At 34.1% G+C, this 24,128-nt stretch carries 19 protein-coding genes; 8 read left to right on the top strand and 11 right to left on the bottom strand.

Going from position 1 to position 24,128, the window contains the following annotated elements:
- Positions 1-14: 14 nt before the first annotated feature.
- Positions 15-2,858 carry an aminopeptidase gene (locus GTR01_RS01810; RefSeq protein ID WP_228452133.1) on the top strand — a complete coding sequence of 948 codons (2,844 nt, stop codon included), beginning with the start codon at positions 15-17 and terminating at the stop codon, positions 2,856-2,858.
- Positions 2,859-2,912: 54 nt separating this feature from the next.
- Here the strand turns inward: GTR01_RS01810 and GTR01_RS01805 are convergent, their stop codons facing one another.
- The 3 genes from GTR01_RS01805 to GTR01_RS01795 form a co-directional block, all read right to left on the bottom strand.
- Positions 2,913-3,722 carry a lamin tail domain-containing protein gene (locus GTR01_RS01805; RefSeq protein WP_160136164.1) on the bottom strand — a complete coding sequence of 270 codons (810 nt, stop codon included), beginning with the start codon at positions 3,720-3,722 and terminating at the stop codon, positions 2,913-2,915.
- Between the two features lie 181 nt (positions 3,723-3,903).
- Complete coding sequence (locus GTR01_RS01800) at positions 3,904-4,695, bottom strand: T9SS type A sorting domain-containing protein (protein WP_160136163.1); 792 nt, start codon at positions 4,693-4,695, stop codon at positions 3,904-3,906.
- A 92-nt stretch (positions 4,696-4,787) separates the two neighbouring features.
- Positions 4,788-5,522: a T9SS type A sorting domain-containing protein gene (locus GTR01_RS01795; protein WP_160136162.1), complete on the bottom strand. Its 735-nt coding sequence runs from the start codon at positions 5,520-5,522 to the stop codon at positions 4,788-4,790.
- A gap of 150 nt (positions 5,523-5,672) precedes the next feature.
- Between GTR01_RS01795 and GTR01_RS01790 the strand changes: the two genes are divergently transcribed.
- Together GTR01_RS01790 and dusB are read left to right on the top strand one after the other, a co-directional pair.
- Positions 5,673-8,897 (top strand): hypothetical protein, encoded by a 3,225-nt coding sequence (locus GTR01_RS01790; protein WP_160136161.1) that lies wholly within the window; start codon positions 5,673-5,675, stop codon positions 8,895-8,897.
- A gap of 183 nt (positions 8,898-9,080) precedes the next feature.
- A complete protein-coding gene (gene dusB, locus GTR01_RS01785; RefSeq protein ID WP_160136160.1) occupies positions 9,081-10,076 on the top strand; it encodes a tRNA dihydrouridine synthase DusB in 996 nt (331 codons plus the stop codon).
- A gap of 55 nt (positions 10,077-10,131) precedes the next feature.
- On the opposite strand, the gene deoC is transcribed toward dusB, so the two are convergent.
- The 5 genes from deoC to GTR01_RS01760 form a co-directional block, all read right to left on the bottom strand.
- Entirely contained in the window at positions 10,132-10,875 is a 744-nt protein-coding gene (gene deoC, locus GTR01_RS01780; protein WP_160136159.1) for a deoxyribose-phosphate aldolase, read from the bottom strand.
- Positions 10,876-10,879: 4 nt separating this feature from the next.
- Positions 10,880-11,350 (bottom strand): Lrp/AsnC ligand binding domain-containing protein, encoded by a 471-nt coding sequence (locus tag GTR01_RS01775; protein ID WP_002976659.1) that lies wholly within the window; start codon positions 11,348-11,350, stop codon positions 10,880-10,882.
- 27 nt (positions 11,351-11,377) lie between these two features.
- Entirely contained in the window at positions 11,378-12,313 is a 936-nt protein-coding gene (locus GTR01_RS01770; protein ID WP_160136158.1) for an endonuclease/exonuclease/phosphatase family protein, read from the bottom strand.
- A gap of 376 nt (positions 12,314-12,689) precedes the next feature.
- A complete protein-coding gene (trmD, locus tag GTR01_RS01765) occupies positions 12,690-13,361 on the bottom strand; it encodes a tRNA (guanosine(37)-N1)-methyltransferase TrmD (RefSeq protein ID WP_034694892.1) in 672 nt (223 codons plus the stop codon).
- Positions 13,358-14,620: an NAD(P)/FAD-dependent oxidoreductase gene (locus tag GTR01_RS01760; RefSeq protein WP_160136157.1), complete on the bottom strand. Its 1,263-nt coding sequence runs from the start codon at positions 14,618-14,620 to the stop codon at positions 13,358-13,360. The genes trmD and GTR01_RS01760 overlap by 4 nt, the downstream gene beginning before the upstream one ends.
- 65 nt (positions 14,621-14,685) lie before the next feature.
- Between GTR01_RS01760 and GTR01_RS01755 the strand changes: the two genes are divergently transcribed.
- Positions 14,686-15,549: a glycoside hydrolase family 25 protein gene (locus GTR01_RS01755; protein WP_160136156.1), complete on the top strand. Its 864-nt coding sequence runs from the start codon at positions 14,686-14,688 to the stop codon at positions 15,547-15,549.
- 95 nt (positions 15,550-15,644) lie between these two features.
- Here GTR01_RS01755 and GTR01_RS01750 read toward each other — a convergent pair whose 3' ends face one another.
- Positions 15,645-16,157, bottom strand: a complete 513-nt coding sequence (locus GTR01_RS01750; protein ID WP_160136155.1) for a 5' nucleotidase, NT5C type — start codon at positions 16,155-16,157, stop codon at positions 15,645-15,647.
- A 225-nt stretch (positions 16,158-16,382) separates the two neighbouring features.
- Between GTR01_RS01750 and GTR01_RS01745 the strand changes: the two genes are divergently transcribed.
- On the top strand, positions 16,383-18,278 hold the full coding sequence (locus tag GTR01_RS01745; protein ID WP_160136154.1) for an ABC-F family ATP-binding cassette domain-containing protein: 1,896 nt from the start codon (positions 16,383-16,385) through the stop codon (positions 18,276-18,278).
- 131 nt (positions 18,279-18,409) lie between these two features.
- Here GTR01_RS01745 and GTR01_RS01740 read toward each other — a convergent pair whose 3' ends face one another.
- Entirely contained in the window at positions 18,410-19,465 is a 1,056-nt protein-coding gene (locus GTR01_RS01740; protein ID WP_160136153.1) for a Gfo/Idh/MocA family oxidoreductase, read from the bottom strand.
- Between the two features lie 186 nt (positions 19,466-19,651).
- On the opposite strand from GTR01_RS01740, the gene GTR01_RS01735 reads away from it, so the two are divergent.
- The 3 genes from GTR01_RS01735 to GTR01_RS01725 all read left to right on the top strand — a co-directional run bounded on the left by GTR01_RS01735 (position 19,652) and on the right by GTR01_RS01725 (position 23,379).
- Positions 19,652-21,925, top strand: a complete 2,274-nt coding sequence (locus tag GTR01_RS01735; protein ID WP_160136152.1) for a TonB-dependent siderophore receptor — start codon at positions 19,652-19,654, stop codon at positions 21,923-21,925.
- A 91-nt stretch (positions 21,926-22,016) separates the two neighbouring features.
- Positions 22,017-22,532 (top strand): hypothetical protein, encoded by a 516-nt coding sequence (locus GTR01_RS01730; RefSeq protein WP_160136151.1) that lies wholly within the window; start codon positions 22,017-22,019, stop codon positions 22,530-22,532.
- A 256-nt stretch (positions 22,533-22,788) separates the two neighbouring features.
- A complete protein-coding gene (locus GTR01_RS01725) occupies positions 22,789-23,379 on the top strand; it encodes an outer membrane beta-barrel protein (RefSeq protein ID WP_160136150.1) in 591 nt (196 codons plus the stop codon).
- Between the two features lie 100 nt (positions 23,380-23,479).
- Here the strand turns inward: GTR01_RS01725 and GTR01_RS01720 are convergent, their stop codons facing one another.
- Entirely contained in the window at positions 23,480-24,115 is a 636-nt protein-coding gene (locus GTR01_RS01720; RefSeq protein ID WP_160136149.1) for a peroxiredoxin, read from the bottom strand.
- Between the last annotated feature and the right edge of the window lie 13 nt (positions 24,116-24,128).

Raw genomic sequence — 24,128 nt, 5'->3', positions numbered from 1 at the left:
AAAATAAGCTATATTTGAGACTTTATCACGGATATTTGAAAAAGATCAGCATTTGCCTTATTTTGTTTTGTGGAATTGTACAGATTTCTGCACAGAAAGACAGTATATACATTGGAGCAAAACTCTCTCCTGATATGAAAACCCTTGAGGTGAATCAGGAGATTGTTTACTACAATCATTCCGATAAAAACCTACAGACGATAAAACTTCTGAATTGGGTTTCCGCTTATAACAAACGGGGGACATCTCTAGTCTATAGGAAACTGGAAGACAGAAATAATGATTTGCATTTTGCAAAAAATAATGAACTGGGAAAACTTCTTGAACTGAATATTAAGAATTCCGAAAATCAGGAAATACCAGTCAATTCCATTTCAGATGAAAATCTTTTTCTTCCTCTGAAAGAAGCATTAAAGCCAGGAGAAAGCATTACTTTTCAGCTCCATTACCGTATGCAGCTTCCCGATAAAAAGTTTACGGGATACGGAACATCCGGACAGAATACAGCTTTAAAATATTTCTTTATTGTTCCGGATCATTTTGATCCGGACAATATTTCTGAAAGAAAATATCATGATATTGAAGAACCAGTAAGCTTCAATACTTTCTGGACGGTAAATTTTGATATTCCTGTGAATAGCTTCATTGAAAGTAATCTTCCACAGATTCAAATGAATTCTTTTCAAGGATACTTGGATTCAGATCCTGAGTTTTCGGTTTCAAACAACACTTATCCTGTTATAAAAGCTAATATTGACGGCAGTGATGTTGAAGTAAAGTTCGGTTACAACCTTAAACCCGAAGAAAAACAAAATCTGGAATTCTATTTACCTCTTCATTTAAAGTTCATTAAAGAAAAAATTGGCTCTCTTCCAAAAAGTATCTTTATTTCTGATAAATTCAGAGCAAAAGAAGACTTCTTTGGGAATAATGATATTACATTCTGGAAATTCAGATTTCAATTATTTACAGATGCTGAAAAAACAGATCTTGATTACTTTGGAATTATTGCTAAAAAAGTTTTAGACGAAAACATCATTGCAGATAAACAAAAAGATCATTGGTTTAAAAGTGGTTTAAAATCCTATCTTGAAATTCAATACCTGAAAAAATTCTATAAAGACACCAAGCTTTTAGGAGCTCTTCCGGAAACCAAATTATTTGGACTGAAGCCTTTAAAACTATTCCATGCCTCTAAAGTAAAACTTCTAGATCGCTATGGGCTGGCATACCAGTATATCATGCTTCAGAATTTGGATCAGAAAATTGATGAAGACTTTACGACTTTAAGTAATTTCAATGATATGGCCATCAGCAGTTTTGAGACAGGAAGTCTCTTCAATTATTCTGCTGATAAAATGGGGGATCAGGCTTTCACAGATCTTGTAGAATCATATCTTTTAAAAAATTCGGGAAATAAAATTAATCCTAATGATTTTTTGAAACAGCTTGCAGAAAAAGAAAAATCTACCACTTATTTAACTCAATTTTTTAACCAGAAAAACAGGGTTAACTTTAAACTGAAACATATTAATAAGGAAAAGGATTCTTTAGAAATTAAAATCGCTAAAAATACAGATGCTTCTATTCCCGTAAAATTGGAAACAGAGACGAGGGATGGAGAAAAGAGATCTTATTGGATAGATACTGAAGAAAATCAGAAAATTAAAACGGTTTCTCTTCCTACCTCAGACAATATTTATAAAATAACTTTAAATAGTGACTACATTTTCCCTGAGTCTAGTTATCGGGACAATTTTTTGTATGCAAAAGGGCTATTTTCAAACACAAAAAAAATTAAGCTTAAACTTATAAAAGATATTCCCAATCCTGAATATAATGAAATTTATATAAGCCCAAGGGTACGTTTTAATAACACCTATGATAAATTTTTGCTAGGTGCTAATTTTAAAAATCAATCTTTTTTTGATCAGAAATTCTTATATTCATTTACTCCAACCTACAGTACCGGAACAGGAAAATTAACCGGATCAGGAGGAGTATCTTACTCTTTTCTGCCAGCTGAAAGTATGTTCAGAAGTATTACATTTGGAGTTTCCGGATCCTATTTCCATTATGATTATGGACTGGCTTACAAAAAAGGCTCAATATTTTCAACCCTTAACTTTAGAAAGAACCCGAGAAGTACGGTGAGCCGAAGTCTTGGTGTTTCCTATAGCTATTTTGAAAGAGATCTTAGCCCTGTTATGATCGCCAATGATGATTATAAAAAATATAATCTTTGGGGCGTGGGTTACAGCTATAGTGACAGTCAGATGATCCATGAGAAAAGCTTTAGTCTAAGTGCTCAGGGTATGGAAGATTTTAATAAAATTACTGCCGAGGGATTCTACAGATGGGAGTTTGCTCCCAGACAAAAGCTAAGCGTCCGTTTATTTGCAGGATATTTCCTTAGAAACGATACCCGTAATGACTTGTTTAATTATGGAATTTCAAGAGTTTCTAATTATACTTTCTCTTATAGTCTTTTAGGAGAAAGTGCCAGCAGTGGTCTCCTTTCACAACAATTTATTCTTGCAGACGGAGGATTTAAATCATTTCTTCCCGGAACGGTTAATCAATGGATTACTTCTGTAAATGTGGATTCCAGTATATGGAAGATTTTTCATGTATATGCTGATGCAGGAATGTATAAAAACCAGGATCTTTCTCCAAAATTTATTTGGGACAGTGGAATTAAGGTAAGAATCATTCCGGATTTTCTTGAAGTTTATTTTCCGGTACAGTCTTCATTAGGATTTGAACCTGGGTTCAAAGATTACGCTAAACGCATCAGATATACGCTGGTTCTCAATCTTGGATCTATCATCAACGCAGCAAGAAGAGGATGGTATTAAAAATAAAGGAACAGCTTAAATGTAAGCTGCTCCTTATCAAAAAATATTGAAAAACTAATCTTTTATAATTTTTTGGGAAACCGGGGCGTTGTTCACTGTTCCTGTTACAAAATAGGTTCCTTTGGGAAGTTCTGTAATATCTATATTTTGAGCAAATTTTGTAGGTGATTGCTTCACCACCTGCCTGAAAGTATCATAAACCTTTACATCTTTGATCACCATTCCAAAAATTACCTTACCATCTTTAACAAAGGGATTTTGAACAAAACCTGCTTTCGCCATTCCTTCAGCAGAAAAATCTGCTCTGTTATCACTGTTATTTTCTAAAGCTCTTCTGATTGCCGTAGACGCTGTAGGCGAAGGAGCTGGGCCATCCCCTTTAAATTGATCTGCATTGGCACCATATCCTACAAAATCCAATACATTAGAAGAATCTGGGTTCATTACTTGTACAATATTTCCTGCCAGTGCTACTTTACCAGATGTTCCTGAAATTCTGATTCCAACAGATTTATTGGGGGTTCCATCGAAATTAGTGACTGTTGTCGCTATAAAATTCGGTGTTGGCAATCCTTCTACTCCACCTTCTACTGCCGCTTCCTGAATCAGAAAAGTTTCTTCTGGCCCTAAAGTAAAATCAGGGAGTGTATGATATTCTGTAAAAGCCCCTATTGCCGGTGCATATTGTATACTTGCTCCTGTTAAGGAAACCAGAGTAGTTCCTATATTTTTTAGGACAATATAATTATTTTTGAAAACAGCTCCTGAATTCCCATTGCCCCCATAGATCTCATTGATTACAATTTGGGCATTCGTAAAAGCAGTCATCAAAATTAAACTGGCAATAGTAAAGATTTTTTTCATTAAAATAATTTTAGGAATAAAGTTATGGTAAAAATATCAAAAACAATACCACATACTTAGGAAATACACAAAATATCCATAATAAATATATAATAATCCCAACTCATAAAATATGAATAAACAAGCATAAAAAAGCCGGCCATTTCTCCGAAATGGCCGGCTTTTTTATTAGTTTTAATAATTATTGTTTTAGAATCTTCTTAACAATAATATTTCCGTTTTGATTAATCTGAACAAAGTTAACTCCTACAGGTAATTTTGAAGCATCAAAAGTAGCAAAGTTCTGTACTTTCTTAGTTTCAAATAATTGTCCGGTAGCAGAAACAATTTTCACTTCAGCATTTCCATTTAAGTAAAGGTCAAAAGAATTCTTAACAAGTGTATTAGAAATCTTAATACTATTTTTAACAAGCTCTACTTCTTTTGATCCTAAAGACCCTGTTGGATACAACATAACATCATCAAAATAAATAGCTCCTGTAGTAACATTGTTTTGAGCATATACTCTTAAACTAAGTCTTAGAAAAGCTGTCCCCGCAGGCGTTGTAGCTGTAGCAGTAACATTCGTCCAACTTGGGTTATCATTACTATAAACTGTAGGTTGGAAAGGGTTTCCAGAACCTGGAGCAATATTCGCAGTAGCGCTTCTAAATTGAATCCAATGTCTTGCTCTTGCATTTGCATCATTGTCAAGAACCCAATAAGAAACAGTATAATCTGTATTGGCAGAAGCAGGAACATCAACAAAATCTATATTCCCATTTGTTGTTGCAGAAACCGGAGATACTTTAATAGCATTATTTCCACTATGTACAGTTGCAGTTTCTTTAGATCCACCAGCCATACTGAACCAGCCATCTGGTTTTACAGAAGCATCAGTCCAAGTTTCAAACCCACCATTAGTTATCAAATTTTGAGCATTTGAAAACGTAAATGCAGCTGTTGCTGCTAAAACAGTAAAGATCTTTTTCATAAAATAATTTTTTTTAAAATTTATGTAGTAAAAATACAAAAAAACCGCTACTTCAAATGAAACAGCGGTATATATTTAACAATTAATTAAAATTACTTTTTAATAATCTTCTCAGAAACGGCTTTACCATTAACATTTCCTGTTACAAAATAAATCCCTTTTTGTAGATTTGCAACATTCAAAGTTCCATTTTCAGAAACTGAAGCTGTCTTAACCACTTGTCCATTTACATTAAAGATCTTAATATCAGCTTTTGTTCCAAAATAAATTTCATTATCTACAGATGTGTTTTTAACGAAAGTATTTTTCTTCCCTTTAACCTCTGCTGTTCCTAAACTTCCTGCAGCTGTCCAAGAAATATCATCTATAACAATTTGTCTTGTTCCTGTAGATCTAAATTCTATAGAAACATTTCCAGAAACATTTGCCGTTAAAGTTCTAGTATAATTGGTAGCCATAGCATCTAATGTGAATGAATCATACATTGTTCCATTAACATATACTTGAATAACTCTATTAGCTGCTGTACCTCCAGTAAAATAAGATCTAACTGTATATGTAATATCCCCGACTCCGTTTGCTCCAGAATTTGCTGTTACACTTCTAGTCCCACTAGAATCAAAACCAATAGATGTTCCTGTAACATTATCTCCAGTTGTAACTTTTCTTGCTTTACTAAAAGTCCATACAACAGCATTGTCCCCTACAAAAGAACCATCTGCATAACTACCAGTTGGAGCATTCAAATTAGTAAATGATTCTGATCCTTGTGCTGACATCGAAACTGCAAGAACTGCAACAGCAATTAAAGAATAAAGTTTTTTCATGATTTAAAATTTTAATTATTTATAATTTCGGTGGCTAAATTACATTTAATTTTAAAGACTTCACAATATTTAAGTTAATTTTCTGTTAATAATAGTTGGCTCATTGCCATTAACATTTTTTAATTATTTTTACGAATTATTTTTCAGAAGTTGCGGAATATTGTTATCCTATTCATTGTATTTTTCTTTGGCATATTTTCAGGAAATGCCCAGATATTTTCGTGGAAAAATCCCAACATTCCTGAAGACAGCATAAAAAAGGACAGCATTCTTGCCGCAAAGTTTGAACAAGATATTTTTGCAAAAGATACTTTAGATTTTATCAGAACCCATAACAGGATTGTGATTGATGAAGCTGTACTGGCAAAAAATGATAAAAAAAGATTTTTAGGTGAACTTAATTCTAAAGGTTCCATTATCCGTGGAATCACATTTGGTAATAACCAGGGACAGTCTGTACAAAGTTCCATGGATCTTCAGATTTCCGGAAGGCTTTCTAAAGATGTAACGATCTTAGCCAGTATCTCCGATCATAATTTACCGATTCAGGCTGATGGATATACCCAAACTTTAGAAGAATTTGACAAAATCTATATACAGCTTAATATTAAGGACAAATCTATTCTTAGAGCTGGCCATCTTGATCTTGCAGAGTCTAAAAATTACTTTGCCAAATATCAGAGACGAAGCATGGGAATCCAGTTTCAGACAGAATTTGGGAAAGAGAATAAAACATTTCTGGATATTTCCGCCGGAGTGGCACGAAGTGAATTTCACAGAATTCGTTTTCAAGGAGTTGAAGGAAACCAAGGTCCCTATCGTTTAACCGGGAAAAATGGAGAACAGTTCATTACTCTTATTTCCGGTTCTGAACAGGTATTTATTGACGGTATTTTGATGAAACGCGGAGAAAATCAGGATTATACCATTAATTACAACACAGGCGAGGTTACCTTTACGAGTTTCCGTCCTATTTTCCAACAAAATTTCATCACTATTTCTTACAACTACGCCAACAGAAATTATTCAAGATATTTATTTACAGGAAAACTGGAGCATCAAAGAGAAAAATTCAAAGTTGGGCTTAACTGGTTTATGGAGAATGATAACAAGAATGCCCCTCTTGCTTTAAGTTTATCAAAAGAAGATGAACAAATCCTTGCTAATGCAGGAAATGATCCTAATCTTATGTATGCTCCATCAGGAGTTATTACCGAATATGATGTTAATAAAATTTTATACCGTTTAAATGCTGCCGGAAACTACGAACACTCCACAGATGCTAATGATACACTATACCAGGTATCTTTCACTTATTTTGGAGCCAATCAGGGAGATTATAAAACATCTCAGACAACCAACAACGGACGTGTTTTTGAATATGTAGGTCCTAATGCAGGAGATTACAGAGCGGTAAGAAAACTTCCTTCACCACAAAAATCACAGGTATTTTCCCTTAATACGGAATATTTACTGAATGAAGGAAAAATTGGTGCAGATATTTCCCTGAGTAATTATGATGTCAATTTATTTTCATCTAAAGACTCTGATCAAAATGTTGGGTACGCCTATCGTATTTTCGGAAATAAAACATTTACAAAAAACACATGGAAAGGAACTCCTAGTTTTGAATATCAATACATCGATAAGCAATTCCATATTCTGGATCGTATCAATGATGTGGAATTCTCCAGAGATTTCAACTTAGCGCAGGAATTTAATAAAAAGACTCAAAACCGTTTTATTTTCAGTTTTTTAAATAAATGGAATAATAAATCCACTTTAAATTATCGTGTCAACTATCTCAATGAACAAGACTCATATAAAGGACTTAAGAATGATCTAGATTTCGGTTGGATCACTGGACAGTTCTTTACCAAAGGAAATTTCTCCTTCCTGAATACTAATGCTACACTCCAGGATACCAAATTTATCCGTGGGGGAATATCAACCGAATTTACAGGAAAAAAAGGAAGCTGGGCGATAGGAGGAAGTATGGAGCATAATGAGAAGAAGTATAATGACACTCAATTGATGGATGTCACCAGTTTCAGCTGGAAAGAAATTTTCCTTCAAAAGAAAATTGGTGATAGTACCCGTACCAAGTTATTGGCAAAAGTATATATGAGAAACAACGACTCTGTACGTGATAACAGGCTTCAGAACATGAATAATATTCTTGGTTTCATGGCAGAAAGTCAGATCATTAAAACAGAAAGAACCACTCTTAATGCTTTAATCCATTACAGAAAATTCTATTATTCAGGTGCAGAAGGAACTGTGTCCCGAAACAACGATTTCGTGGTGGGTAATATTCTCTATAATCAACAACTTTTCAAAAACGGGATGCGTCTTCAAGCATTTTATGAGCTTGGAAACGGACAGGAAGCGCAGAGAGAATTTCAATATATTAAAGTAACAGACGGACAGGGTGTTTATAAATGGACAGATTACAATGGTGACGGCGTTCAGCAATTAGACGAATTTGAAATTGCGGAATACTCCGACCTTGCCAAATACATCAGGGTTTACACAAATTCTGTTCGGTACATTCCATCCAATAAAAACAAATTGCAGTTAGCCTTATTTGTAAATCCGGCGATTATCTTGAACTCCGAAAATGCATTTTTAAAACGTTGGAACTTTAATATTTCATTAAATTCTCAAAATTCATTCTATAAAAAAGATAAGGTTCTTGTACTGAATCCGTTTGAAAAGAACAGCGATCAAATACTTAAAAATCAAAATATTTTAACTTCTGTACAGTTTAATCCTACCGATAAATCCGGATGGAACGGAAATTATCGATTCATTACAAATGACAATCTTATCAATGCAAATTTCAGTAATGAGGAACGTGAACAAACGTCTCACTTCCTTAATATTGGATACTGGTTTAATAAAGAATTCAGAGTAGACTGGGAAAATTCTGTTCACGATATTAAAAACTCGTCACAATTATTTGCTACCAGAGATTACCGTTTAAATAATTTTGAAACTAAGCCAAAGGCTACTTATAAATTTACCGATGCTATTCAAACGGAACTTTCCTCTGCTTATAGACAGAAGAAAAGAATAGATGGTGAAGAGTTATTAAAAGCTTTTGATATTACAGGAACCGTTCAGTGGGAATTCAGAAAGACATCTATCCGTGGAAATTTCTCTTTCATTAATAACAATTTCAACGGAAATAATTTCAGTATTGTTGGTAACCAGATGCTTGATGGTCTGAAGCCCGGCAAAAACCAGGTATGGAGTATATTCATCCAGCAGGCAATCAACTCATTTATTCAATTAAATCTCAACTACGAGGGAAGAAATTCCGGTGAAAGAACCATTCATATTGGAAGTATGCAGGTAAAGGCGAGTTTCTAAAGATTCAAAGTTTAAGGTTTAAGGTTAATTATTCTTCACTCATTCAATTTTTCTCCCCCCTACTCTTACCTCTGCCCCCTTAAAAACCCTAAAACACTCCCATCTCTAAACCCTCAAACTCATCACTTACATTAATAGATAATATCATATTCTCTACTATTTAGAATTTTGTAAATTTGCACCATGATAAAAATAGGCAATATAGAACTGCCGGAATTTCCACTTTTGCTGGCTCCGATGGAAGACGTAAGTGATCCTCCGTTCAGACGTTTGTGTAAAATGCACGGTGCAGATTTAATGTATTCGGAATTTATTTCTTCCGAAGGGTTAATTCGTGATGCGATTAAGAGCCGTAAAAAACTGGATATTTTCGATTATGAAAGACCAGTTGGGATACAGATCTTCGGTGGTGATGAAGAAGCAATGGCCATGTCTGCAAGAATTGTAGAAACAGTGAATCCAGACCTTGTGGACATTAATTTTGGTTGTCCTGTAAAAAAGGTAGTCTGTAAAGGTGCCGGAGCCGGAGTTTTAAAAGATATTGACCTTATGGTTCGTCTTACAAAAGCAGTAGTAAGTTCTACTCATCTGCCTGTAACCGTTAAAACCCGTTTAGGATGGGATAGCACCTGCATCAATATTGATGAAGTGGCAGAACGTCTTCAGGAAACCGGTATCAAAGCGCTTACCATACATGCCAGAACCCGTGCACAAATGTACAAGGGTGAAGCAGATTGGGAGCACATTTCAAGAATTAAGCAAAATCCAAATATTGAAATTCCAATTTTTGGGAATGGTGATATAGACTCTCCTGAAAAAGCATTAGCCTACAAACAAAAGTATGCTTGTGATGGAATTATGATTGGGCGTGCAGCCATTGGTTATCCTTGGATATTTAATGAAATTAAACATTTCTTTAAAACAGGAGAGCATTTACCTGCACCAACTATTTCAGACCGATTATTAGCAGTACGCCAGCATGCAGAATGGAGTGCAGAATGGAAAGGAGAAAGACTAGGATTGGTAGAAATGAGACAACATTACAGCAACTATTTCAGAGGTATTCCTCATTTCAAGGACTTCAGAAAAAGGTTCCTGGAAGTTTTCACATTAGAAGAAATGGATGCCTTAATTAAAGAAACTCAGCAATTCTACGAAGAATATCAAGCTCAGGTATAAAACAAAAACCATCAATTGAATTGATGGTTTTTTATTTTGTTATTGAATATTAATTTTAATATCCGCCTGAAGAAGATTCATTTTTAATTAATGCCAATGCTGAAGAAGTTCCGATTCTCTTCACTCCCATGTTAATCATTTTTTCAGCATCTTCAGGAGTTCTTACTCCTCCGGCAGCTTTTACTGGAAGTTTCCCAGCATTCTCCAACATAATTTTTATACCTTCAAATGTTGCTCCATTAGGCTTTCCACCTGTAGTTTCATAAAAACCAGTTGATGATTTAACGAAAATATTCTGTAAATCATTGGTTGAGAAATTCTCTTCTGCCCAGTTTGAAATATTTTTGGTAAGACCTGCGATCTGCTCATCAGTTAATGCAGCAATCTCGATGATCCATTTAGCAATTTTATGATGTTCCAAAGCTAGCTTGGTACACTTCACAAACTCTTCTTTTACCAATGCAGTATTTCCTTGAAGATAGGCATTATAATTAATTACAAAATCCAATTCATCGGCACCGTCTTCAATAGCTTTTGATGCTTCTGCAAGTTTCTCTTCTATTGAATAGGTTCCTTCGTGGAATCCTATTACAGTTCCTACTACCACATTTGAATTTTTCTCCTGAATAAATTTCTTGATGTCTGCTACATAATCAGGACGGATCATTACAGCGAAAATACCATTATCAATGGCTTCCTGAGTAAGTTTCTTATCAATCTGAAGGGTTTCTTCATGTGAGATTCCTGATTGTTCCGGTGTCTTCAAGTAAGTTGAATCCAAATATTGGGCTATGTTCATATCGTTATACTTTCAATTGTCTGTAAATACCTTGTTCCAAAGATATAAAAGTTTCTGTTCTTGTAACTCCTTTCAGTTTTTGAAGTTTGCTAAGGATTTGCATCAAATGATCGTTATCTTTACAAAGAACTTTAAGGAATATTGTATAATTTCCTGTTGTATAGTGGGCTTCCACTACTTCATTGATATCATGCAAAGATTTTACCACTTCAGGATAATGACTTGGCTGATCCAAAAACACTCCGATGTATGAAATCACCTTATACCCAATTTTCTTAGGGTTAAGGAATGAAATTGAGTTTTCAATAACTCCTGCGTGTTCTAGCTTTTTAATTCTTTGATGTACCGCTGTTGTAGAGATACCAACGTTCTTTGAAATGTGTGCTAAAGAAGTTTTAGCATTGTCCATCAACATATAGATGATTTCCTTATCAATGGAATCTAAATGGTAACTTGTGTTGCTCGAATTTTTCATTTTCTACTTTTTTATTATTTATGTTTTTTATGATAAGCTTTTAAACTTTACAAAAACCGGGAAGTGATCACTATATCCGCCTAAATACCGGGTACCGGCATAAGTTCGGAAAGGCCGTCCTTCAAAATTTCTGGTTCTGCTGCTAATTTTATCAGAATTAAATACATGAGCTTCCTGAAAAGCCAGTGTTTGATTATCAAGAAGAGATCTCGACATAATAATCTGATCATACAGCAATCCAGATTTATAATGAAAAGTAGAATAATTTCTTGTAGAAAACAACTCCTGAAAAGGGTTCATCAAAACCTTCTCATGATCATTGTCATAGAGAATTTGTACTAAATTTTCATCATCCGGGTTTTCATTAAAATCACCACACAATATGACATGTTCTTTATCTGCATCTACAATTTTCATGATTCGCTGCCGAACCTCATTTAATATAAAAGCTCTTTTTGGTTTATTGATATCTTTTTCGCGCTTAGAGGGAAGATGGGCGATAAAGACATTAATAATTTCCCCTTTATATTTAATTTTTGAAAAAAGTACGTCTCTGGTTGTGTCGTAATTTCCTGTGTTTTTATAAGTTATTTCAAAAAAGAAAGTAATGGTTTCAGAATCCAGAACCTCTACTTTACTTTTATTATATAACATGGCTACATCCACTTTTCTTTCATCCATAGAATTGTAATGCACAATTCCATATTCAGAATTAAAGGGATCCATTTCCACAAGATCCTCTAAAACCTTCCTTCCGGAAACTTCAGATAATCCAATGATAAATGGTAATACTCCATTTTCTTCCTTCATCAATTGAAATACGTGGGAGATTTTAAAAAGTTTATTTTTATATCTCCGCTCATCCCAGTTTCTTAAACCTGACTTTGTAGGATCTAATTTATGAACAGGTTTAGGATCAGGTAAAAATAAATTTTCGACATTATAAAAAGAGAACAGTTCCATCAACACAAATTTCTATACTTTAATTAATATGCTCTTTTTCTATACCTAAATTTATTATTTTTTCAAATCTTATTTGATTTATCCACAATACCAACAAATCAATTTATAATAAGAAATATTTCAAATGTAATAAAAAAAATCAATAAAACTAAATATAGTGAATTAAATTTCTAATTAATATGTAATTCTATTCAATATATCAGAATTTAAATAATAAACTATTTTTCAATTAATGAAAGCTATATTTCAATTAAAAAACCAAAGTTGCTAATATTTTTCTTTTCAGATACAATAATAACAAATATTATTCCATTTAATTTATAGACAAATAGAATAATTTAAAAATAATTCAGTTTAAATAAACTGAAGCATCATATTAAAGAAGGTCAGGACGTTTTTCCTTTGTAATTCTTACCGCTTCATCATGACGCCACTCTTCAATTTTACCAAAATTTCCGCTTAATAAAATCTTAGGAACATCCAGCCCTTTATAACTTTCAGGTCTTGTATAAATTGGCGGCGACAGGAGGTCATCCTGAAAACTATCTGTCAATGCGCTTTGCTCATCATTTAAAACTCCCGGAAGTAATCTTATAATAGAATCTGCAAGTACACATGCAGCAAGCTCGCCACCAGTAAGTACATAATCACCAATAGAAATTTCTTTGGTAATATGAAGGTCTCTTACTCTCTGATCTATTCCCTTATAATGTCCACACAGAAAAATCAAATTTTCTTTTATGGAAAGAGAATTGGCTATTTTTTGGTTAAGAGTTACTCCATCTGGGGTAAGATAGATCACCTCATCATAATTTCTTTGGGATTTAAGCTCAGAAATGCATTTATCCAATGGTTCCACCATCATTACCATTCCTGCTCCTCCTCCGTAAGGCTCATCATCAATTTGCCTGTGTTTATTGATTGCCCAATCTCTCAAATGATGAAAATGTACTTCTACCAGTCCTTTGTCCATTGCTCTCTTTAAAATAGAAGTTTGAAATGGACTTTCCATCAATTCTGGAAGTACGCTTATGATATCAATTCTCATTGTAATGTTCCGTTTTTCTTAGTAGGTATAATAATTAATCGTAAGGAAGAATCCTTATTGATATAGCTCCACATCCAGTTGAAGAATATGGCCAGCTTATTTCGAACGCTCAAAATTAGCATTAAATGGAGAAACATCCAGAAATACCAGGCTAAAAATCCCTGGAATTTTATAAATGGCAGGTCTACAACGGCTCTATGCTTCCCTATGGTTGCTAAAGATCCCATATCATCGTATTCATATTCCTTCCATTCGTCTGCGTTTTTCTTTAAGAAATTTCGCCCTAAGTTTTTGGCCTGATTAATCGCTACATTGGCAACCTGTGGATGCCCTTGTGGATATTTAGGTGTTTCCATATAGGCAATATCGCCGATGGCATAAATATTATCGTACCCTTTTATTTTATTGTATCGATCTACAATGTATCGGTTTCTCACTAATTTGTCTTCAGGGAAACCGTCGATTACATTTCCTGTAACACCAGCCGCCCATATTACATTATTGGAGGGTATTTGTTTACCGCTTTTCATATGAACTATATCTCCGTCATATTCTGTAACCACCTCTCCACTCATGAAGGTTACGCCAAGATCTTTCAGGTATTTTTCAGATTTATCCTGAGCCTCAGTACTCATCACTGCAAGAGGCTTTTCTGTAGAACTTACCAGAATAATTTTCAGATGATCAAAGTTCATATAAGGATAATCTCTTGGGAGAATATCTTTTTTCATTTCAGCAAACGCACCTGCAAGTTCTACACCCGTAGGGCCACTTCCTACAATCACAATATTCCAGTTTCCGTCATCGCTTCGGCTTTTTTCAATAATCAGTTTTTCAAACGTCATCAGAACGTGATTTCTGATACTGATGGCTTCCTGAGTATTTTTCATACCGAAGGCTTTTCCTTCAAGTTCTTTATTACCGAAAAAATTAGTTTTACAACCTGTCGCAATGATCAGTTTATCGTAAGTAAATTCAGCTTCATCTGTAATCACCTTATTGTTGGCAACATCTATTTCCTTTACATCGGTCATCCGAAACTGAGTGTTTCTGGATTGTTGAAAAATCTTTCTGAAAGGGAAAGAAATGTTGGAAGGTTCTATCCTTCCTGAGGCTACCTGATAAAAAAGCGGTTGAAACATATGATGATTCATCCGATCCAGAACAATTACTTTTTTGTTCTTGTTATTCAATGTTTTTGCAAGCTGCAGCCCCGCAAATCCTCCTCCTATAATGATGATTTTTTCGCGTGTTTCCATAATACACAAATTTACTGATTTTATTTAGCATTTAGATGTGAAAAAAGTTAGTTTTGCAAAACTTTATGACACAAAAAAAGTACACCAAAAAAACTGCCAAACAGATCCATAAGAACAGACGGAGCAATTATTTCTTCCGTCGAAGAGTACTATTAGCGATCTTAATTGTGGCTTTAATCGGGACGGGATTTTATCTAAAACAATCCGTAAGCTATTACTATGCTTTGTACTTTAATAAGTTTACTCATAAAAAACTTCACAACAGTGAAAAGGAAAGCTCAAGAATTCAAAGAATATTAGCCAACAATCTTGATAAGACCTACGGCTTTGATGTTTCCCACTATCAAAATAAGGAAGATATCAAATGGGACAGTCTTAGTATAGGTAATAAAACTATTCCTCTGGAGTTTGTTGTAATGCGTGCTACCATGGGAAATAAAAGCGCAGATAAACACTTTGACGAATTCTGGGAAATGGCTAAAAAACACAACCTGATCCGCGGTGCCTATCATTTCTACAGAGCTGATGAAGACCCTATCATCCAAGCCAATAATTTCCTGGCCAATGTAAAGTTGGAAAGCGGCGATCTTCCTCCCATTCTGGATATTGAAAAAATTCCGAAACGAAAAACCAATAAAAAATTAGTAGAAGATTTAAAGGTTTGGTGTAAGATTGTGGAAGAAACGTATGGTGAAAAACCTATCATTTATACCTATTATCATTATTATAAAGATTTCTTAAAAGGTGAATTTAAAGACTATCCTCTATGGTTAGCAAACTATAACGATGTCCCTACTCCATCTCCTGATGACCAATGGGATTTCTGGCAATTTACCGAAAACGGAATTGTTCACGGGATAAACACCAAGGTCGATCTCGACATTTACAATGGTAATTCTTGGTCATTAAAAAGATTGACCTTGGATTAATCAGTTAGAAGTATAAAATGATATATCTATTGATTTTTTTAATTCTCTTTAGCTAACATTTTTTTAATATCTACATCTTGGAGAAAATTATCGTGTTATAGAATATCCATGATCTCTTCCCATGAATTCACTCTTTTGTAGGTATCATTTTCGATCAGCTCGTTATGAGGTTGGGTAAAAATTAATCTTTGCCCTGAAAAATGATCTAGATTCTTTGGATGATCATCAATCATAACATCTCCTGCTACAACTTTTTTACTGCCACAAAGAACAATCTGTTCCCAAGTAATAAATGGAAAATGCTCCGCCAGCCAGTCGTATTTTTCCCTTAGACTATTGGGAAACTCCATTCCTGCAGAAACAATGTATAGCTCATATTTATTATTCAGATATTCCATAGCTTCTCTACTGCCTTTCATCAATGGTAGTGTTCTGAAAAATCCTACTTCATTTACATGTTTCTTTCCGTTGGGAAAAGCTTCCATTTCCGGCTTTCCTGCAATACTCTCAGATTCAACGTTTCTGCCAGTATCTCTTTGTTCAAATTGAATCAGCTGATGATATACATCTGCCATTACCCCATCCATATCAACGATAACTTTTTTCATTTGATTGTAATGATTTTTTATAATTGGTGTAAGTCTAAAATTAAGTTGCGATACCTCATATCAATTGTTATCAAATTTACCTAATCATTTTTTTAAACAGTGGACACAGTTTATTAAAAAATCTTAAATATTCATTTTTATAAAGGAGGTTCCGGAAAATTTTATGGTTACATTTTCGTATTTTTGCCGCTCAGTTTAAAATTAAAATCAAACTATTAATTTCCAATGAATTACGTTTCTGCAGAAAATCTTACCAAATCTTACGGCATCAAAGTTTTGTTTGAAAATATATCTTTTCACATTAATGAAGGAGACAAAATTGCCATTGTTGCTAAAAACGGAAGTGGAAAATCTACTCTTCTTAAAATTTTAATGGGTAAAGAAATTGCAGACAGTGGGACTGCGATTATTAATAAGGATATCCAGGTGGTTTTATTCGACCAGGAAATTGATTTTGATTCTAATTTAAGCATTGAAGAATTCATGATGACTTTAGATTCTGAACCGATTCTTGCTTTAAAGAACTATCACAAATCTCTTCATTCCACAGATCATGACTTTATTGAAAAGGCCTTGGCTGATATGGAAGCTCACAAAGCATGGGATCTTGAAAATGAAATGAAGCAAATTCTTTCTCAACTTAAGATTACAGATCTTGATGCTAAAATGGGAACGCTTTCCGGAGGGCAAATTAAACGTGTTGCTTTAGCAAAGCTATTGACAGAAACGAGAGCAGAACATAAACATACACTTTTGATTATGGACGAACCTACCAACCACCTGGATGTGGATATGGTAGAATGGCTTGAAAATTATCTAAACAAAGCTAAAATTACATTACTGCTTGTTACTCACGACCGATACTTCCTTGATAGTGTTTGCGATATTATCTGGGAAATGGAAGACCGAAATCTTTATGTTCACAACGGTTCATACGCTACCTACCTTGAAAATAAAATGATTCGTGAGGATAACCTTAACGCAACCATTGATAAGGCTAACAACCTTTACAGAAAGGAACTGGAATGGATGCGAAGACAACCTAAAGCAAGAACTACAAAATCAAAAAGCAGAATTGATTCCTTCTACGAAACGGAAAAAGTTGCCAAAACCGATACCAGAAAACAAGGTCTGGAACTGGACTTTGAAATGAAACGTTTAGGAAATAAAATTCTTGAACTGAAGCATATTGATAAAAGCTTTGGAAATAAAGTTTTATTAAAGGATTTCAGCTACTCATTCCAACGTGGTGAAAAGGTAGGAATCATCGGAAAAAACGGTGCCGGAAAATCTACTTTATTAAATATTATCCAGGGATTTGAAAAAGCAGATAAGGGTGAAATTGAAACGGGAGAGACTATTTCTTTCGGATATTTTGCTCAGAAAGGCCTTACTTATAAAGAGGATGAACGTGTGATTGATTTCATCAAGGAAATTGCAGAACATTATCCTTTAGCTAATGGTAGAAGTCTTTCTGCATCACAATTCCTTAGATTATTCTTATTTGACGATCAGACGCAATACTCTCCCATCTCAAAATTATCGGGAGGAGAAAAGAGAAGATTACACCTGATGTATATTTTATATCAAAATCCTAACTTCTTGATCTTTGATGAGCCTACCAATGATTTAGATCTTCCTACATTAACGGTTCTTGAAAATTTCCTGCAGCAATTTCAGGGATCTTTAATCATTGTTTCTCACGACAGATATTTCATGGACAGAATTGTAGATCATGTTCTGGCTTTTGAAGGAGATGGAAAAATCAGGGATTTTGTTGGAAACTTCTCAGAATATCGTGAAGCCAAAAGCCGTGAAGAAGCTTTAGAAAAAAATGCTGTTGTAAAACCGGAACCTGTAAAAGAAACTACTGTTGTTTCAGAAAGTATTTCATCTTCTAATACTCCTAAAAGAAAATTAACTTTTAAGGAGCAAAGGGAATTGGAAACCATTGAAAAGGAAATGCCTGAACTTGAAGAACAACGTGCAAAAATTTTAGATCAACTGAACAACGAAGCTGATTATGAAAAGATAGCCAAACTTTCTTCTGAACTGGAAACAGTCTCTGAAAAGCTGGAGAATCACGAAATGAGATGGCTGGAACTTCAGGAGATCATGTAAAAAAATAAAAGTCATGAATGAGTTCAGAAAGTTTGAGAGTAAGAAGGTTTTATGGAGAAAGAGTAGGAAAATTCTACCTTAGATCACAAGTAACCTTAAACTTTGAACTCATTCATCACTTACTTATCAATTTATAGTACAATTACCTTTCCTTCTTTTGCACTTTCCAGTGAAGCATCAATGATCTTCATATTTTGGATCACTTCTTTTCCCGGAGATGGTAAAGCGTATCCAAAAACAATATGTTCATAGATTTGTTGATAATAATCCATATAATTTCCGGCTTCGCTTGAAGTGAATATTCTTTCTGTTTCTGAATTTTCATTCAGGTAATTTAAAATTCCATCGGCTTCTTTTAAGAGTTGCATCCATTCTTTTCCGTAAACAGGAATTGCTCCGGCCACCAATTCATTTTCCTGATTATCGGTTCTTTCCTGCAGAAAACTTCCTCTATCACCGTGAATTTTATAAGCATAATGATCTTCTTTCGTAAAAACGGATGATTTCAATCGTACTCTCAGATCATTTTTATAGAATAGCAGGATCTCAAAATAATCATTGGCAAATGCTGGCCCTTTCATAGAAAATACATCAGCAAAAAGTTTTTCAGGATACCCGAAATACTGTACCGCCTGATCTACAAGATGTGCCCCTAAATCATGGAGGGAACCTGAACCTATCTGATCTGGATTTTCTTTATGCTGTTTTCCACTTGGGGTCGTACGAAATCTGTCAAAGCGAATTTCTGCTTCTTTAATATGTCCTAATTTACCTTCATTTAAAATTGTTTGTACTTGCTGAAAATCACGATCAAATCTTCTATTTTGGTATACACTTAAAAATAGACCTTTCTCTTCTGCCAGTTTCACTAAATTTTCTGCTTCCAAAACATCTACTGTAAATGGTTTCTCTACAATAATGTTTTTCCCTGCTTCTAATGCTTTTTTTGCATATTCATAATGTGTCTGAACCGGTGTATTGATAATTACCAGCTCTATCTCCGGATTTTGAAGCATTTCTTCTACCGAACGATAAATGGTCGCTTCAGGATATTTCCCTTTAGATTCTTCTTTACTTCTTTCTACTATTCCAGAAATGAAAAAACCCGGATGTTCTTTTAAAAAAGGAGCGTGAAATACTTTCCCACTCATACCAAAGGCGCAAAGCCCTGCTTTTACCAGTTGCATATTTCTAAATTTTCAACAAATATATTCATAAAAAACACTGGATCTATCCATCTACAATAGGGATAGAGATAATCCATATAATTCACCCTTAAAAGACATGATAAAAATCATCTATTAATTTTTATTCATTCTAAACAAATACTTACATTTGCGCCTTATTTAAAACTGTTCTACATAAAAATAATAATGAAAAGACAACTACTTTCTTTAGGTCTTCTATTTGTCGCTGTTTCAGCAAGTTCACAGCTGAAAAATGTTGAAGCAGACACCATCAGAACTCAAACCATTGAAGACATTAATCTTCACAAAACAGGAAATCCAAACCAGGCAAGGCCACTTTCTACAAAGTCGAACCTTACGGTAATGGAAACTCCTCAACCGATTGCTATCGTTACCCACGAAATCATTGAGCAGCAACAGGCAAAACAATTAAGTGATGTTCTTCAGAATGTAAACGGGGTGTATATCACTTCATCCAGAGGAAATTCTCAGGATAGCTTTGGTGGACGTGGTTTTGCCTTAGGAAATGATAATATTTTCAAAAACGGTTCAAGAATCAATAGTGGTATTTTTCCTGAAATAAGTGGACTGGAAAGAGTAGAAGTTTTAAAGGGAGCCAATGCAATGCTTTTTGGAAATACTGCGGCTGGTGGTGTTATCAATATGATTACCAAAAAACCGAAGTTCAATTTTGGAGGAAGCATTGGATTAAATGGAGGAAGCTGGAATTCTTATAAACCAACCGTTGATCTTTATGGGCCGCTATCTAAAAATGCGGCATTCAGAATAAATGGAGCTTACGAATATGCTGAAAGTTTCAGAGATGTTGTACAGTCTGAAAAATATTATTTCAATCCTTCATTCTTATTTAATTTAAGTGAAAAATCTCAATTAATTGTTGAGGCAGATTATCTTAAAAATAATTTCACCCCGGATTTCGGAATTGGATCTATTACTGAAAAAAATCAAAGTTATAGATTGAATGATGGTATTTCAAGAAATGTATTCTTCGGAACTGACTGGCAATATCAAAATGTACAGCAAGCTTCTACGAATGTAACTTTTAATCATCAATTTAATGAAAGATGGTCTTTAAATGCTACCGCTGCTTACCAAAATTATACTAAAGATTATTTTTCTTCTGAAAGAGTTCAATGGGGCTACAGCTCGCCTACTGCGACTAGACTTTCATGGAACAGACCTTTTGGTAGAACATACAACGAACAAAATTATACTTCTGCACAAGTAAATATCAATGGTGAATTTAATACCGGAAGAATTAACCATAAGGTATTAATTGGTTCCGATGCGGATTATAGTCAGGCTGATGCTTATGCATATAGTGTTACAGATCCAAAAAATACGCTATACTTAGATGATCCTTCAACATGGGGAAATATTGCGATGCCAAATTCTACTCTTACTACAAGAAACAGAATCAATACAAGAAGAATTGGGATCTATGCACAAGATTTTATAAGCTTAACAAAGCAATTAAAAGTAATTGCTGGATTAAGATGGTCTTATATAGAGAATATGCCTACGTTGACAACTCGTTTTGCCTCAAATGACAAAATTCAGGTAGCCAATTCGTCAACGTCTGACAATGCATTTTCTCCAAAAGTAGGTTTGGTGTATGCTCCAAATGAAAACCTTTCAGTATTTGCAACATATACGAATTCGTTTGCGGCTAATGCTGGATATACTTCAGATCAATTTGGTACGGTAAACACCAATCAACCTGCTACACAAGTTCAAAATCAATTAAATGCTTTATCAAAACAGAGCATAAAACCATCAACCGTTGATCAATACGAGATTGGTGTTAAAAAGAATTTCTGGAACAATGCTTTAGCAGTAAACTTAACGGCTTACCAGATTATGTATAATAATTATTATCAAACATATTGGTTTGCTTCTTCTACAAACGGTGCACCAGTAAATTCAACAGATACCAATCTGAAAGAATTTGCAGGAAATATGAGAAGCCGTGGTGTAGAATTAGATATTACAGGGAATCCTAATGAAAACTTATCTATTATCGGAGGTTTCTCTTATAATAACTCTGTTTATCTTGATACTCCTGAAAAAGGATACGTGGAAAACCAAAGATTGGTAAGAACACCGGCTACAACAGCGAATGCTTCCGTTTTCTATAAATTTACAAATTATGTAAAAGGGTTAAAAATCGGAGCTGGAATCTACTATATTGGAGACAGAATCGCTGGTTGGAATGACTCGAAATCCACAAATACAAGCAGAAACAATGTAACAAGAATGATTCCTATTAAAGACTACACTACAGTAAGCTTATCTTTAGGCTATGAATGGAAAAAATTCTCTATCCAAGGGAAAGTGGGTAATCTGTTTGATGTAGTAAACTATAATGTTCATGAGAATTATTCAGTGAATCCGATTACTCCGAGAAACTATTATTTTACATTGACGTACAAACTTTAGAATTAAATAATAATTACTTCTTTATTAAAAGTGGAAATTGCATTTTTGCAGCTTCCACTTTTGAAATTTAAAAACAAAACAAAAAAACGATATGGATAAGATTAAAGACACAAGAAGTTTCATGAGAATTACACACCGTTATCTGGGATATTTCCTTGCAGGTATTATGGCTGTGTATGCGGTAAGTGGAATTATTTTAGTGTACAGAGACACCGATTTTCTAAAAAGCGAAAAAAAGTATGAAAAAACTTTATCTGCCAATCTTTCTGAAAAAGAATTAAAAAAAGAATTAAAGATGAAAGGCCTTGAAGTAGAAAAGACTGAAGGTTCCGTTCTTCATTTTAAAAAGGGAACTTACGATTCTGCAACAGGAGTAGCTAAATATTCAAAAATGGAACTTCCATTTGTATTGGATAAGATGGTTTCTCTACACAAATCACAATCTAAAGATGCGATAGCACCGCTAAGCGTATTCTTTGGTGTTGCTCTTTTCTTCTTCGTTATTTCTAGTTTCTGGATGTTTAATCCTAAGACAAAAGCTTTCAAACGTGGAATAAAGTTTACCATTGCGGGACTTATTATCTCAGTTCTTCTTTTGCTTATTTAAAATAAAAAAACAGAGTAAAAAAAGGTTACTAGAGATTTCAAAACGGAAAATAATAAACATTTTCCACTTCAACAACTTTTACCTCAACATCTATTAATTACGAAATATTGATAAATAACTTAAAAACTTTCATGATATCTCATTGATATTATTAACATTAATTTAGAAAAATTGTCTAAAATTAAGAGTCTGGCACATTTATTGTTTTTTCTATAATTCGTGAATAATAAACATTTAATTATTAAAATAATAAATTATGAAAAAACTTATTTTAACAGGAGTATTAGCCGTAGCAGGATTAACAGCAACTGCAAACGCTCAGATTCAGAAAGGTAATTGGATGGTAGGGGGTAACCTTGCAGGGGCAAATTTTGGTTTAAATGAAGGAGCAGGATATGATTTTAAAATTCAGCCAAAAGGAGCCTATTTCATTGAAGATAACCTCGCAGTTGGGGGATATGTAGATTTAGGATTTAGTGGTAAAAAAGATGCAGCAACCACTTTCACATACAATGTTGGAGCGTTAGGACGTTACTATCTTAATCCAGGTGAACAAGGAGTGAACAACTTACTACACCACGGAAGATGGTTCTTCGAAGGTAATGTAGGTGTTGGAGGAATGTCTATCTCTAAAGGAGGTTCTTCTTCTAACGGTCTTAACTTCGGATTTGGTCCTGGTTATTCATACTTCATTACACCAAACATTGGTTTAGAAGGTTTAGTTAAGTATGATGCAAACGCAGGATTCGGAAGCGGTGGATATACTAACAAAATTACTTTTGGTTTAGGATTCCAGATTTATCTTCCAACGTCTAAAGCAAAACAAATCATCAACGACGTTAAGTAATCACTGAAATACTTATAAAAAAATGAAAGCGGCCCGAAATAAATTTCGGGCCGCTTTTCGTACAAATTAAAACTAAACTATAAAAAATCAAATAAATAAATCATGTATTGGGTTGTGGCGTATATCTTAAATAGGGTTTTATTTCTGTAACTCCTTTAGGAAATTTCTTAATAGCATCCTCCGTAGAGACTGTTGGCGGAATAATGACATCATCTCCATTTTCCCAATTAACAGGAGTGGCTACCTGATAATTATCCACAAGCTGTAAAGAATCCAATACCCGCAAAATTTCATTAAAATTCCTACCTGTAGAAGCAGGATAAGTAATAATAAGCCTTACCTTTTTAGCGGGATCAATAATCAATAAAGAGCGCACTGTAGCAGTAGCTGAAGCATTAGGATGAATAAAATCATAGAGTTCAGAAATTTTTCTTTCCTTGTCTGCTATGATGGGAAATTGTACTTCTGTATGCTGAGTTTCATTAATATCTTTTACCCAGTTTTGATGATCTTCTACTCCATCCACACTTAGAGCAATCACTTTTGTATTTCTTTGGGCGAATTCGGTTTGTAATGTAGAAGTATATCCCAACTCTGTAGTGCATACCGGAGTATAATCTGCCGGATGCGAAAATAGAATTCCCCAGGAATCTCCCAGATAATTATAAAAATGAATATCTCCCACAGATGATTCTGCCTGAAAGTTGGGTGCTGTATCTCCTAGTTTGATTGACATAATATTTCGCGTT

It is taken from the genome of Chryseobacterium sp. c4a, assembly GCF_009900745.1.
Classification (GTDB): domain Bacteria; phylum Bacteroidota; class Bacteroidia; order Flavobacteriales; family Weeksellaceae; genus Chryseobacterium.
This window is presented reverse-complemented; position numbering and strand designations above follow the sequence as displayed.